Raw genomic sequence first — 12,915 nt, 5'->3', positions numbered from 1 at the left:
GTTCGTCGGCAGCGTCAGCTGTGTATCAGAGACAGCTGGGATAGCGCCGCGGGCGCTGTCCCAGCCTAGACGGGTCGGCCCCGACTCCGCCCGGTTCACCCGTTCTTCAGCGGTGAGTCTGCTGTCGTCCCTTGACAAGCCCTCTCCGCTCGGCAACCTTTACGCGCGTAGAAACGCGCAAGTAACCAGCCGTGCCGACCGGACCGACCGGCACGTCTCCCCCACCATCCGGCGTTCGACCTCCCCCGGAGGGACCCTTGACCACTCGTCACACCGCGGCCCTGTGCGCACTCACCGCGGCCGCGCTCACCTCGACCCTGCTCATCGTCAACGCCCAGGCGGCGGTCGGCTCGGACACCGGGACGGCCGGCGAGGTCCGCATCCACGACATCCAGGGCGACACCCGGACGTCCCCGCTGCTCGGTACGACCGTCAAGGACGTGGCGGGAATCGTCACCGGTGTGCGCACCTACGGTTCGCGGGGCTTCTGGATCCAGAGCGAGCAGCCGGACGACGACCCGGCCACCAGCGAGGGGCTTTTTGTGTTCACCAGCTCCGCGCCGACCGTCAAGGTCGGCGACTCGGTGCTGGTCGGCGGCACGGTCGGCGAGTACCGTCCGGGCGGGCTGAACTCGGCGAACCAGACCATCACCCAGATATCGCGTCCGCAGGTTACCGTCGTGTCGTCGGGCAACCCGCTGCCGGAGCCGGTCGTGATCGACGCCGACAAGGTGCCCGACCGCTACGCGCCCAAGGGCGACGAGGCCGGCACCATCGAGGGCCGGCGGCTCCAGCCCCACCGCTACGCGCTGGACTTCTGGGAGTCCCTCGAAGGCATGAACGTCCGGATCGGCGACAGCCGGGTGATCGGCCCCAGCACGCCGTACGCGGAGCTGTGGGTGACGGTGAAGCCGAAGGAGAACCCGTCGGCGCGCGGCGGCGCGGTCTACGGCTCGTACGACTCCCCCAACAGCGGCCGGCTGAAGATCGAGAGCCTGACGCCGCTGGCCCAGCAGCCGTTCCCCACCGCCGACGTGGGCGACGTGCTGCGCGGCCGTACCGAGGGCCCGTTGGACTACGACGAGTTCGGCGGCTACCACATCGTGGCGCGGGAGCTGGGCACGGTGGAGCGGCGCGGCCTTGAGCCGGAGCGGACCAGGCCGCAGCGCGCGAAGGAGCTCGCGGTGGCCACGTACAACGTGGAGAACCTGCACCCGGGCAACCCGCAGAGCAAGTTCGACCGCCTCGCCGAGGGCATCGTGAACAGCCTCGCCTCCCCCGACATCGTGGCGCTGGAGGAGATCCAGGACAACAACGGCCCGAAGGACGACGGCACGGTGGCCGCCGACCAGACACTGCGGAAGCTCACGGACGCCATCGCGGCGGCCGGTGGCCCCCGTTACGAGTGGCGCGGCATCGACCCGCAGGACAAGATGGACGGCGGCCAGCCGGGCGGCAACATCCGCAACGTGTTCCTCTTCAACCCCCGCCGGGTCGCGGCGACCGACCGGCCCGGCGGAGACGCGACCACGGCGACGGGTGTGGTGAAGCTGCGCGGAAAGGCGGCGCTCACCCACTCCCCCGGCCGCGTCGACCCGGGCAACGCGGCGTGGAACAACAGCCGCAAGCCGCTGGCGATGGAGTTCGCCTTCCGGGGCAAGCCGGTCATCGTGGTCGCCAACCACTTCAACTCCAAGGGCGGCGACCAGCCGCTGCACGGCCGCTTCCAGCCGCCGAACCGCTCCTCGGAGACCCAGCGCCACCTCCAGGCGACGGCGGTCAACACGTTTGTGAAGGACGTGCTGAGCGTGGAGCGCAAGGCGCGGGTTGTGGTACTCGGCGACATCAACGACTTCGAGTTCTCCGAGACCACCAAGACCCTCACCGCCGGCGGGGTGCTGCGCAGCGCGGTGTTCTCGCTGCCGAAGAACGACCGCTACACGTACGTGTTCCAGGGCAACTCGCAGGTGCTGGACCAGACGCTGGTCTCGCCGGGCATCAAGCGGTTCGACTACGACATCGTGCACACCAACGCCGAGTTCGCGGACCAGGCCAGCGACCACGACCCTCAGATCCTGCGCTTCGTCCCGTAGGGCCGACGACTTAGCGATGCTGAACCTTCGGCGCCGGCACCGCTAAGTGGACATAAACCGCCCGGGGGTCCCAGACTCACCGCATGAGTTCGGGACCCTTCGGCCGGTTGGCGGCCGCGATGATCACTCCGTTCGGCGACGACGGGGCGCTGGACCTCCCCGGCGCCCGCCGCCTGGCTGCGCACCTGGTCGACCGGGGCGGCTGCGACGCGCTGGTGGTGAACGGCACCACGGGTGAGTCGGTCACCACCAGCGACGCCGAGAAGCTGGCGCTGCTGCGGGCGGTGCTGGCGGAGGTCGGCGACCGGGCGACCGTGACCGCCGGGGTCGGCTCCGCCGACACCCGGCACACGGTCGAACTGGCCCGGGCGAGCGAGGAGGCCGGCGCGCACGGCCTGTTGGTCGTCACCCCGTACTACTCGCGGCCGACACAGGAGATGGTCGCCCACCACCTGGCGACCGTCGCCGACGCCACGGCGCTCCCGGTGCTGCTCTACGACATCCCCGAACGGACCGGTGCCGGCACGGCGTTGACCCCGGAGACGCTGCGCCGGCTGGCCGAGCACCCGAAGGTGGCCGGGGTCAAGGACTGCTCCCACGACCTGCTGGGCGCGGGACGCACCATCGCCGAGACGGGACTGGCCCTCTACGCCGGGGCCGACGAGGAGATCCTGCCGCTGCGGGCGATCGGCGCGGCCGGCGCGGTGAGCACCGTCGCGCACGTCGCCGGGCCGCTGGTCCGGGAGATGCTGGACGCGTTCGACGCCGGGGACGTCGGCACGGCGAGGGAGCGCCACCAGGCACTGCTCCCGCTGCTGGACGCGATGCGGGCCGTGCCCGGCACGGTGGCCGTCAAGGCGCTCTACGGCGCCGCCGGCCTGCCGGGCGGCCCCGTACGCGGCCCACTGCTCCCAGCCGGCGCGGACGTCGTCGAACGTCTGGTGACCGCCCTGCGCCGGACGATGGGCGGCTGAGAACACCGCGTGCGGGCCCAGCCTCAGACGCCGGCCGGGGCCCGCTCGTCGGTGACGTTCTCCCCGAACATCTCCCGGGTCAGCAGCGTCGCCCCGGCCACCGCCCCCGGCATCAGGAACACCGCGACGAACGGCACCACAAAGCACACCGCGAGCGGCGTCCCGAAGCCCCAGGCCAGCCCGCGCCGGGCCCGCAGCATCGCCAGCCGCCGGTGCAGGTCGGCGCCCCGGCGCCGCATCGCGACGGAGGTGAGCTCGACGGTGAGGAAGTAGCCGGAGACCATGAAGCCCAGCACCGGCACGACCGTCTGCCCGATGAACGGCACAAAGCCGAGCAGGAAGAGCGGCACGGTGAACAGCAGCGCCCGGCCGAGCACCCGGGCGCTGTCGATCAGCGAGATCCACAGCTCCCGCCACAGCGGCAGGTCGGGGGCGTCGGGGACGGGCCCGGCCTCCTCGTCGACCTTCTCCGACAGCGCCTCGTAGAACGGGTCGCCGATCAGCAGGGTGACAGCGGTGAAGGTGATCAGCGCGAGCAGCAGCCCGAAGAGGAAGAGCAGTATGGCGAGGCTCACACGCAGGGTCGCGCGCGGGCCGTCGCTCCAGTCGGCGGCGAACGGGGTGGCCCAGGCCGCGAAGTCCCCGACGTGGAACGCGAGCGCGACAAGCGCGGCGAGGTAGAGGACCAGCGCGATCAGCGCGGGGATGAGGCAGAAGGCGTACAGCCTGCCGTGCCCGACCATCCATCGCTGACCACGCGCGAAGTACCGCAGCCCGGTGGCGAGATCACCCATGCCGACAATCTAGCGCCGTGATCGACACGCCCGACGCGAGGCCCGGTCTCCCGCGCCCGGGGCGACCCGGGCGCGGGAGGCGCGGCTCAGTTGTGGCTGTGGAGGGCCTCGTTGAGGCCGCCCCAGGAGCCGGACCTCGGCAGTGCCTCGACGACTCCGGTGGTGGAGTTGCGGCGGAAGAGGAGGTTCGTGACGCCGGAGAGCTCCAGCGCCTTGACGACCTTGCCGTCGGGCAGTGTGACGCGGGTGCCGGCGGTGACGTACAGGCCGGCCTCGACGATGCAGTCGTCGCCGAGGGAGATGCCGATGCCGGCCTCCGCGCCGAGCAGGCAGTGCTCGCCCAGGGAGATGGTCTGCTTGCCGCCGCCGGAGAGGGTGCCCATGATCGAGGCGCCGCCGCCGATGTCGGAGCCGTCGCCGACGACCACGCCGGCGCTGATCCGGCCCTCGACCATGGAGGTGCCGAGGGTGCCGGCGTTGAAGTTGACAAAGCCCTCGTGCATGACGGTGGTGCCCTCGGCGAGGTGGGCGCCGAGGCGGACGCGGTCGGCGTCGCCGATGCGCACGCCCTTGGGCACGACGTAGTCGGTCATGCGGGGGAACTTGTCGACACTGGTGACCGTGAGGTGGCGGCCCTCGGCGCGGGCGGCGAGGCGGACCTGCTCCAGGCTGTCGACGGCGACCGGGCCGAGGCTGGTCCAGGCGACGTTGGCGAGCAGTCCGAAGACGCCGTCGAGGCTGAGGCCGTGCGGCTTCACGAGCCGGTGGCTGATGAGGTGCAGCCGCAGGTAGGCGTCGTGCGCGTCCAGCGGCTTGTCGTCCAGCGACGCGAGCGTCGTGCGGACGGCGATGACCTCCACGCCGCGCAGCGGGTCGGGGCCCAGCGCCTTGGGGGCGGCGTCGCCCAGGAGCTCGGCGGCGCGCTCGGCGGTCAGCCGCTCGGTGCCGGCGGGGCCGGGTTCGGCGGTCAGCTCGGGCGCGGGGAACCAGGTGTCCAGTACGGTCCCGTCGGCGGTGACGGTGGCGAGGCCGGCGGCGACGGCGCCGGTGGTGCGGTGGGTAGCGTCGGTCATGCGAAGAACCTAACGTCCCCCGCCGCCGGGAGGAAAACCGGTCTCAGAGCCCAGACACCTCCGGGGGCTCAGCGCAGCAGGCGGCCGAGCAGCTCACGGACCTCGGCCGGGTCCGCGCGGCGACCGGTGAGGAGCAGTTGCAGGATCAGGCCGTCGGTGAGCGCGGCCAGCGCCTTGGCGGTGATGCGGTCGGGGGTGCGACGGGCGAGCAGGCCGGCGAGGCGGTCGACGCAGCCGGCGGCCAGTGGCCTCAGCCGCTCGTGTCGGAGGGCGGCGACGTACAGCTCGTACTCCAGGGTGACCTGTTGGCGGTCGCCGGCGGCGGTGCGTTCGATGAGGGCGGCGAGCTCGGCGGCGAGGTCGGCGTCGGGGGGAAGTGCGCGCTCCCACTGCTCCAGGCCGTCCAGCCAGGCGTTGTTGGCCTGGTCGAGGGCGGCCACCAGGAGGTCGTCGAGGCCGGCGAAGTGGTAGGTGGTGGAACCGAGCGGCACGTCGGCGGCGGCGGCCACCGTGCGGTGGCTGAGCGCGTCGATGCCGCGTTCGCGGGCGACGTCGATGGCCGCGTCGATGATGCGCTGCCGGCGGTCGGGGTCGTGTCGGCGGGCGGCCATCAGTGCGCCCCGCTCAGATTGAGCAACACCACTCCGGCGATGACCAGCACGAGACCCGCGATCTTGGCGGCGGTCACCGCCTCGCCGATGAAGATCATGCCGATGGCGGCGATCGCGGCCGTGCCGACGCCGGCCCAGATCGCGTAGGCGGTGCCGACCGACATGGTCTTCAGGGTCTGGGCGAGCAGGGTGAAGGCGACGAGGTAGCCGAAGGCGGTGATCAGGGAGGGCACGAGCTTGGTGAAGCCGTTGCTGTACTTCATCGAGGTGGTGGCGATGACCTCCGCCAGGATCGCGCCGCCGAGCAGTACGTAGGGCATGAGTACAAGCGTACACAACGTTGCGTACGGCCGTACACAACACCGATACCCGCGCACGACAGAGCGGCCGCACCCAACCGGGTGCGGCCGCTCTGTCGTCTGTCGGTGACCGGCTCAGACGTTGAAGCCCAGGGCGCGCAGCTGCTCGCGGCCCTCGTCGGTGATCTTGTCCGGGCCCCACGGCGGCATCCAGACCCAGTTGATCCGCAGGTCCTTCACGATGCCCTCGGTGGCGGACTTCGCCTGGTCCTCGATCACGTCGGTCAGCGGGCAGGCCGCCGAGGTCAGCGTCATGTCGAGCGTGGCGGTGTTGTCGTCGTCGACGTGCACGCCGTAGATCAGGCCGAGGTTGACGACGTCGATGCCCAGCTCCGGGTCCACGACGTCGTAGAGGGCCTCGCGGACCTCCTCCTCCGTCGCCGGCTTGGTGCCCACGCCCTCGGTTGTCTCACTCATGCCGTGCTCTCCTTGGTGTCCGTCTGGCTCGCGCCGTCGCCGCCCAGTGCCTGGGCGGTGGCGTCCTTCCACGCCATCCAGCTGAGCAGGGCGCACTTCACCCGAGCCGGGTACTTGGAGACGCCGGCGAACGCGACCGCGTCCTCCAGCAGCTCCTCCATGGCGTCGTCCGGGGTGAGCTGGCCCTTGGACTGCATCAGCTCCAGGAACGCGTCCTGGATGCGCCGCGCCTCGTCCAGCTCCTTGCCGACCAGCAGCTCGTTGAGCACGGACGCGCTGGCCTGGCTGATCGAACAGCCCTGGCCCTCGTAGCTGACGTCCGCGACCTTGTCGCCGTCGTAGCGCACCCGGAGGGTGATCTCGTCGCCGCACGTCGGGTTGACGTGGTGTACCTCGGCGTCGCCGTCGCGCAGCCCGCGCCCGTGGGGGTGCTTGTAGTGGTCCAGGATCACGTCCTGGTACATCGAGTCCAGCTTCACGGCAGACTCCTCAACTGGTGCGCCATCCTCGCCCGGTCCTTCATCCGAAGAAATTCCGTACGTGCTCCAGGCCCTCGACCAGGGCGTCGACCTCGGCCGGCGTGGAGTACAGATAGAACGACGCTCGCGTCGTCGCGGGAATTCCGTAGCGGAGGCAGACCGGCCGCGCGCAGTGGTGTCCAACCCGGACCGCGATGCCCTGCTCGTCCAGGACCTGGCCCACGTCGTGCGGATGGATGTCGCCCAGCACGAAGGAGATCGCCGCGCCCCGGTCCTCGGCCGTGGTGGGGCCGATGATCCGCAGGTCGGGCACCTCCGCCAGGCGATTGACGGCGTACTCGGTGATCGCGTGCTCGTGCGCGGCGATCCTGTCCATGCCGATGGCGGAGAGGTAGTCCACGGCCGCGCCGAGACCGACCGCCTGGGCGATCGGCGGGGTGCCGGCCTCGAACTTGTGCGGCGCGGGCGCGTAGGTGGACGAGCTCATCGAGACGGTCTCGATCATCTCGCCGCCGCCGAGGAAGGGCGGCAGGTCCTCCAGGAGTTCCTGCCGTCCCCACAGCACGCCGATGCCGGTCGGACCGCACATCTTGTGCCCGGTGAAGGCGACGAAGTCGGCCTGGATGGCCTGCACGTCGAACGGCATGTGCGGCACGGCCTGCGAGGCGTCCACCACCACCAGCGCGCCGACCTCCTGGGCACGCCGGACGATCTCCTCGACCGGGTTGACCGTGCCCATGATGTTGGAGACGAGGGTGAAGGAGACGACCTTCGTGCGCTCGGTGATGACCTCGTCGACGTTCGAGAGGTCGAGCCGGCCGTCGTCGGTCAGCCCGAACCACTTCAGCTTCGCGCCGGTGCGCTGCGCGAGCAGCTGCCACGGCACGATGTTGGAGTGGTGCTCCATCTCGGTGATGACGATCTCGGTGTTCTCGTCCACCCGGTAGGGCTCGTCGGCCCAGCCGAGCATGTTGGCCACCAGGTTCAGGGACTCCGAGGCGTTCTTGGTGAAGATCACCTCGTCCCGGCTGGGCGCGTTGACAAACGCCGCGACCTTGTCGCGGGCGCCCTCGTACAGCGCCGTCGCCTCCTCGGCGAGCACGTGCACGCCGCGGTGGACGTTGGCGTTGTGCCGCTCGTAGTAGTCGTTCAGCGCGTCGAGCACCTGGCGCGGCTTCTGCGAGGTCGCCGCGTTGTCCAGGTAGACGAGCTTCTTCCCGTCGTGGATCACGCGGTCCAGGACGGGGAAGTCCTTGCGAATCGCCTCGGTGTCGAGGAGGCCGGTCAGTCCACGGCGGGAAGAACTGGTCACGTGGCGGCGCCACCCTTCACGTACTGCTCGTAGCCCTCGGCCTCGAGCTTGTCGGCCAGCTCCGCGCCGCCGGACTCGACGATGCGGCCCTTGGCGAAGACATGCACGTGGTCGGGCTTGATGTAACGAAGGATACGCGTGTAGTGGGTGATCAGCAGGGTGCCGACCTCACCGGACTCGCGGACCCGGTTCACGCCCTCGGAGACGACGCGCAGGGCGTCGACGTCGAGGCCGGAGTCGGTCTCGTCGAGGATGGCGACCTTCGGCTTCAGCAGTTCGAGCTGGAGGATCTCGTGGCGCTTCTTCTCACCGCCGGAGAAGCCCTCGTTGACGTTGCGCTCGGCGAAGGCGGGGTCCATGTGGAGGCGCTCCATGGCCTCCTTGACCTCCTTGACCCAGGTGCGCAGCTTGGGGGCCTCGCCGCGCACGGCGGTGGCGGCGGTGCGCAGGAAGTTCGACACCGAGACGCCGGGCACCTCGACCGGGTACTGCATGGCGAGGAACAGGCCGGCGCGGGCCCGCTCGTCCACGGACATCTCCAGGACGTCCTCGCCGTCCAGGGTGACGGTGCCGCCGGTGATCGTGTACTTGGGGTGACCGGCCAGCGAGTAGGCGAGCGTCGACTTGCCGGAGCCGTTGGGCCCCATGATGGCGTGCGTCTCGCCCTGCTTCACGGTCAGGTCGACCCCGCGCAGGATCTCTTCGGCGCCGCCCTCCGTGTCGACGGAAACGTGCAGGTCGCGAATCTCAAGGGTTGCCATGGGGACTTCAGGACTCCTGGGTGACGGAGACGAGCACGGCCGCGTCGGGCCCTTCGCCTTCGATCTTGACGGGGTATACGGGAACGGGCTGGGTGGCGGGCAGGCCGGAGGGCTTTCCGGTGCGCAGGTCGAAGCTGGAGCCGTGCAGCCAGCACTCGATGGCGCAGTCCTCCACCTCGCCCTCGGAGAGGGAGACGTTCGCGTGCGAGCAGATGTCGTTGATCGCGAACACCTCGCCCTCGGTGCGCACCAGCGATATCGGCGTGCCGTCGACCTCCACCCGCTTGGGGGTGTCCTCCTCCAGCTCCGCCAGGCTCGCCACTCTCACGAAGGCACTCATGCGACCGAGGCCTCCAGCTCGGCGTCGATCTTGGCCAGCAGCCGCTCCTGGACGTCCTGCAGGCCGATCTGCTGGACCAGCTCGGCGAAGAAGCCGCGCACCACCAGGCGCCGCGCCTCGTCCGCCGACACACCGCGCGACATCAGGTAGAACAGCTGCTCGTCGTCGAAGCGGCCGGTGGCCGAGGCGTGGCCGGCGCCGACGATCTCGCCGGTCTCGATCTCCAGGTTGGGGACCGAGTCGACCCGGGCGCCGTCGGTCAGCACCAGGTTGCGGTTCAGCTCGTAGGTGTCGGTGCCGGTCGCGGCCTTGCGGATCAGCACGTCGCCGATCCACACGGCGTGCGCGTCCTGGCCCTGCAGCGCGCCCTTGTAGGCGACGTTGCTGCGGCAGTTCGGCGTGTCGTGGTCGACCAGCAGGCGGTGCTCCTGGTGCTGCCCGTTGTCGGTGAAGAAGAGCCCGTACAGCTCGGCCTCGCCGCCGGGGCCCGCGTAGTTGACCCGCGGGTGCAGCCGGACCACGTCGCCGCCGAAGGTGACCACCACGGACTTGAAGGTGGCGTCCCGGCCGACCAGCGCGTTGTGCTGGGAGCAGTGCACGGCGGTGTCGTCCCAGTCCTGGACGGAGACGACGGTCAGCTTGGCGCCGTCGCCGAGCACGTACTCGACGTTGGCCGCGCGCACACCGTCACCGGTGTGGTCGATGACGATGACCGCCTCGGCGAAGGCGCCCAGCTCGAAGACGGTGTGCCCGAAGGTGGTGCCGCCCTGGCCGTGCAGGCTGACCCGCACCGGTTCGGTGAGCACCGCCTCCTTGGGCACGGTGACGATCGTGGCGCGCTCGAAGGAGCTGTACGCCTGCGCCGCGACCCGGTCCACCGGCTTGCCGGCGCGGCCGAGCCGCTGGTCGTCCCGGCCGACGGTCTCGACGGTGACGACGTCGGGGGCGGAGATCTCCGCCTTGATCCCGCCGGACGCCTCGGCGGTGCCGTCGTGCAGGCCGCGCAGCCGCTCCAGCGGGGTGAAGCGCCACTCCTCCTCGCGGCCGTGCGGCACGGGGAAGTCCGCCACGTCGAAGGACGGCGGGGCGCTCATCCGGGTGGCGACGGTGGACTCGGCCGCCACCGCGATGGAACCGGAGGTGGTGGCACCTGCCGGGAGACTCTGAGGCTCAGCCATGGCTGTTGTCGTGCTCTCTTTCTGCCTGTCGTTGCGAGCGGGTGCGGGGGTCGACGCGCGGGGCGTCAGCCCACCGCGCCCTCCATCTGGAGCTCGATCAGCCGGTTGAGTTCCAGCGCGTACTCCATCGGCAGCTCCTTGGCGATCGGCTCGACGAAGCCGCGCACGATCATGGCCATCGCCTCGTCCTCCGCCATGCCCCGGCTCATCAGGTAGAAGAGCTGGTCGTCACTGACCTTGGAGACGGTCGCCTCGTGGCCCATCGTCACGTCGTCCTCGCGGACGTCGACGTAGGGGTAGGTGTCCGAGCGGGAGATCGAGTCCACCAGCAGCGCGTCGCACAGCACGTTGGACTTCGAACCGGAGGCGCCCTCGCCGATCTCGATCAGACCGCGGTAGGAGGTGCGGCCGCCGCCCCGGGCCACCGACTTGGAGACGATGTTCGAGGAGGTGTTGGGCGCCATGTGCACCATCTTGGCGCCGGCGTCCTGGTGCTGGCCCTCGCCGGCGAACGCCACCGAGAGCGTCTCGCCCTTGGCGTGCTCGCCCATCAGGTAGACGGCCGGGTACTTCATGGTCACCTTGGAGCCGATGTTGCCGTCGACCCACTCCATGGTGGCGCCCTCGTAGGCCACGGCCCGCTTGGTCACCAGGTTGTAGACGTTGTTCGACCAGTTCTGGATGGTCGTGTAGCGGCAGCGGCCGCCCTTCTTGACGATGATCTCCACGACCGCCGAGTGCAGCGAGTCGGAGTTGTAGATCGGCGCTGTGCAGCCCTCGACGTAGTGCACGTAGGCGTTCTCGTCGACGATGATCAGCGTCCGCTCGAACTGGCCCATGTTCTCGGTGTTGATCCGGAAGTAGGCCTGGAGCGGGATGTCCACGTGCACGCCCGGCGGCACGTAGATGAAGGAGCCACCGGACCACACGGCGGTGTTCAGCGCGGCGAACTTGTTGTCGCCGGCCGGGATGACCGTGCCGAAGTGCTCCTGGAACAGCTCCGGGTGCTCGCGCAGCGCGGTGTCGGTGTCCAGGAAGAGGACGCCCTGCTTCTCCAGGTCCTCACGGATCTGGTGGTAGACGACCTCGGACTCGTACTGGGCCGCGACACCGGCGACCAGCCGCTGCTTCTCCGCCTCGGGGATGCCCAGCCTGTCGTAGGTGTTCTTGATGTCCTCCGGCAGGTCCTCCCAGCTCTGGGCCTGCTTCTCGGTGGACCGCACGAAGTACTTGATGTTGTCGAAGTCGATGCCCGACAGGTCCGAGCCCCAGTTCGGCATCGGCTTCTTGTCGAACAGGCGCAGGCCCTTCAGCCGCGTCTTCAGCATCCACTCCGGCTCCGACTTCTTGCCGGAGATGTCGCGGACGACGTCCTCGGAGAGGCCACGCTTGGCCGCGGCGCCGGCCGCGTCGGGGTCGGCCCAGCCGTACTCGTACGTGCCCAGCCCCTCGAGTTCGGGGTGGGCAGTCTCCGTGGGGAGAGTCATGCGGGGTTCCTCCCGGCTGTGCGTGTGGATGCGTTGCTGGTCTTGGGGCTGGTACTCGTGCTGGTCTGCGGTTGTGCGGGGGCGCGGCCCCCGGCGGGCTCGGCGCCGCGGCGCGGGTCCGGCCCGCCGGCCCGGGGGACGAAGGTGGTGCACACCCCGTCGCCGTGGGCGATGGTGGCCAGCCGCTGCACGTGGGTGCCGAGGAGGCGGGAGAACAGCTCCGTCTCCGCCTCGCACAGCTGCGGGAACCGCTCCGCGGCGTGCGCCACCGGGCAGTGGTGCTGGCAGAGCTGCTCGCCCGTGGACGCCGGCGCGCCGCGTGCCGTGGCAGCGTACCCGTCCTCGGTGAGCGCCTCGGCCAGAACCCTGGTCCGCTCGTCGGGGGCGGCGTTCTCCACCCGTTCGCGGAAGCGCTCGGCCTGCGCGGCCACCCGGGACCGGGCGAACGCGGCCACCGCGGCCTCGCCGGCCGCGCCGCCGCCTGCGGCCTGCGCGATCCAGCGCATGGCGTCGGTGGCGAGCTCGTCGTACGCCTGGTCGAAGGCGTCCCGACCGCAGTCGGTCAGGGCGAAGACCTTGGCGGGGCGCCCCCGGCCGCGTGAGCCGTAGACGCGCTGCGCGCGGGCTTCGACGACCCCCTCGGCGGCCAGGGCGTCGAGGTGCCGGCGGACGGCCGCCTGGGTCAGCTCCAGCCGCTCGGCCAGTTCGGCGGCGGTGGACGGACCGTGGTCCAGGATGGAACGGGCCACCTTGTTGCGGGTGCCGTGCTGCTCGTCGGCGGGGTGGGGCACGCCGCCGCCGGCGGCGGCGTGGGTGGCCGTCACCTGCTGCTGAGCAGTGCCCGCGTTTTTCACAACGCCATTGTTGCGTAATTCGCGGAAACGCGGCAAGCCGCGTCCGGGACCCGGACGGATGGGGTACGTCACGTAAGGCGAGCCTTACCCGGACGGACCCGACGGGCCGGGCGGGCCCGACCGGCCGGGCCCACGGCGGCCGCCCCACCCCGGCCGCCGGGACCGGCCCGGGGCTTTCTAGAC

Annotated in this window: 14 protein-coding genes; 2 read left to right on the top strand and 12 right to left on the bottom strand. The window is 70.7% G+C overall.

From position 1 onward, the window contains the following. The first annotated feature begins 257 nt into the window (after positions 1 to 257). Positions 258 to 2,093: a DUF8508 domain-containing protein gene (locus GL263_RS00490; protein ID WP_182853496.1), complete on the top strand. Its 1,836-nt coding sequence runs from the start codon at positions 258 to 260 to the stop codon at positions 2,091 to 2,093. Positions 2,094 to 2,176: 83 nt separating this feature from the next. Then, a complete protein-coding gene (gene dapA / locus GL263_RS00485; RefSeq protein WP_182853495.1) occupies positions 2,177 to 3,067 on the top strand; it encodes a 4-hydroxy-tetrahydrodipicolinate synthase in 891 nt (296 codons plus the stop codon). A gap of 23 nt (positions 3,068 to 3,090) precedes the next feature. Here the strand turns inward: dapA and GL263_RS00480 are convergent, their stop codons facing one another. From GL263_RS00480 to GL263_RS00425, 12 genes are all read right to left on the bottom strand, one after another. Continuing rightward, positions 3,091 to 3,861, bottom strand: coding sequence for an EI24 domain-containing protein (locus tag GL263_RS00480; RefSeq protein WP_182853494.1), 771 nt, complete (start codon positions 3,859 to 3,861; stop codon positions 3,091 to 3,093). Between the two features lie 86 nt (positions 3,862 to 3,947). After that, positions 3,948 to 4,934, bottom strand: coding sequence for a 2,3,4,5-tetrahydropyridine-2,6-dicarboxylate N-succinyltransferase (gene dapD / locus GL263_RS00475; RefSeq protein WP_182853493.1), 987 nt, complete (start codon positions 4,932 to 4,934; stop codon positions 3,948 to 3,950). Positions 4,935 to 5,002: 68 nt separating this feature from the next. Then, positions 5,003 to 5,545: a TetR/AcrR family transcriptional regulator gene (locus GL263_RS00470; RefSeq protein WP_182853492.1), complete on the bottom strand. Its 543-nt coding sequence runs from the start codon at positions 5,543 to 5,545 to the stop codon at positions 5,003 to 5,005. After that, positions 5,545 to 5,865 carry a DMT family transporter gene (locus tag GL263_RS00465; protein ID WP_182853491.1) on the bottom strand — a complete coding sequence of 107 codons (321 nt, stop codon included), beginning with the start codon at positions 5,863 to 5,865 and terminating at the stop codon, positions 5,545 to 5,547. Before GL263_RS00465 ends, GL263_RS00470 begins: the two co-directional genes overlap by 1 nt. A 114-nt stretch (positions 5,866 to 5,979) precedes the next feature. Further along, positions 5,980 to 6,321 (bottom strand): metal-sulfur cluster assembly factor, encoded by a 342-nt coding sequence (locus GL263_RS00460; RefSeq protein WP_182853490.1) that lies wholly within the window; start codon positions 6,319 to 6,321, stop codon positions 5,980 to 5,982. Then, entirely contained in the window at positions 6,318 to 6,800 is a 483-nt protein-coding gene (gene sufU / locus GL263_RS00455; RefSeq protein ID WP_182853489.1) for a Fe-S cluster assembly sulfur transfer protein SufU, read from the bottom strand. Before sufU ends, GL263_RS00460 begins: the two co-directional genes overlap by 4 nt. Before the next feature lie 40 nt (positions 6,801 to 6,840). After that, a complete protein-coding gene (locus tag GL263_RS00450; protein WP_500294559.1) occupies positions 6,841 to 8,112 on the bottom strand; it encodes a cysteine desulfurase in 1,272 nt (423 codons plus the stop codon). After that, a complete protein-coding gene (sufC, locus tag GL263_RS00445) occupies positions 8,109 to 8,873 on the bottom strand; it encodes a Fe-S cluster assembly ATPase SufC (protein WP_143646377.1) in 765 nt (254 codons plus the stop codon). The genes GL263_RS00450 and sufC overlap by 4 nt, the downstream gene beginning before the upstream one ends. Positions 8,874 to 8,880: 7 nt before the next feature. Continuing rightward, positions 8,881 to 9,213 (bottom strand): non-heme iron oxygenase ferredoxin subunit, encoded by a 333-nt coding sequence (locus GL263_RS00440; protein ID WP_182853488.1) that lies wholly within the window; start codon positions 9,211 to 9,213, stop codon positions 8,881 to 8,883. Continuing rightward, complete coding sequence (sufD, locus tag GL263_RS00435) at positions 9,210 to 10,391, bottom strand: Fe-S cluster assembly protein SufD (RefSeq protein ID WP_182853487.1); 1,182 nt, start codon at positions 10,389 to 10,391, stop codon at positions 9,210 to 9,212. The genes GL263_RS00440 and sufD overlap by 4 nt, the downstream gene beginning before the upstream one ends. A gap of 65 nt (positions 10,392 to 10,456) precedes the next feature. After that, on the bottom strand, positions 10,457 to 11,878 hold the full coding sequence (gene sufB / locus GL263_RS00430; protein WP_182853486.1) for a Fe-S cluster assembly protein SufB: 1,422 nt from the start codon (positions 11,876 to 11,878) through the stop codon (positions 10,457 to 10,459). After that, complete coding sequence (locus GL263_RS00425; protein WP_182853485.1) at positions 11,875 to 12,732, bottom strand: helix-turn-helix transcriptional regulator; 858 nt, start codon at positions 12,730 to 12,732, stop codon at positions 11,875 to 11,877. Before GL263_RS00425 ends, sufB begins: the two co-directional genes overlap by 4 nt. Positions 12,733 to 12,915 lie beyond the last annotated feature (183 nt).

Origin of the sequence: Streptomyces durbertensis (genome assembly GCF_014156695.1) — a bacterium.
Taxonomy (GTDB): domain Bacteria; phylum Actinomycetota; class Actinomycetes; order Streptomycetales; family Streptomycetaceae; genus Streptomyces; species Streptomyces durbertensis.
This window is presented reverse-complemented; position numbering and strand designations above follow the sequence as displayed.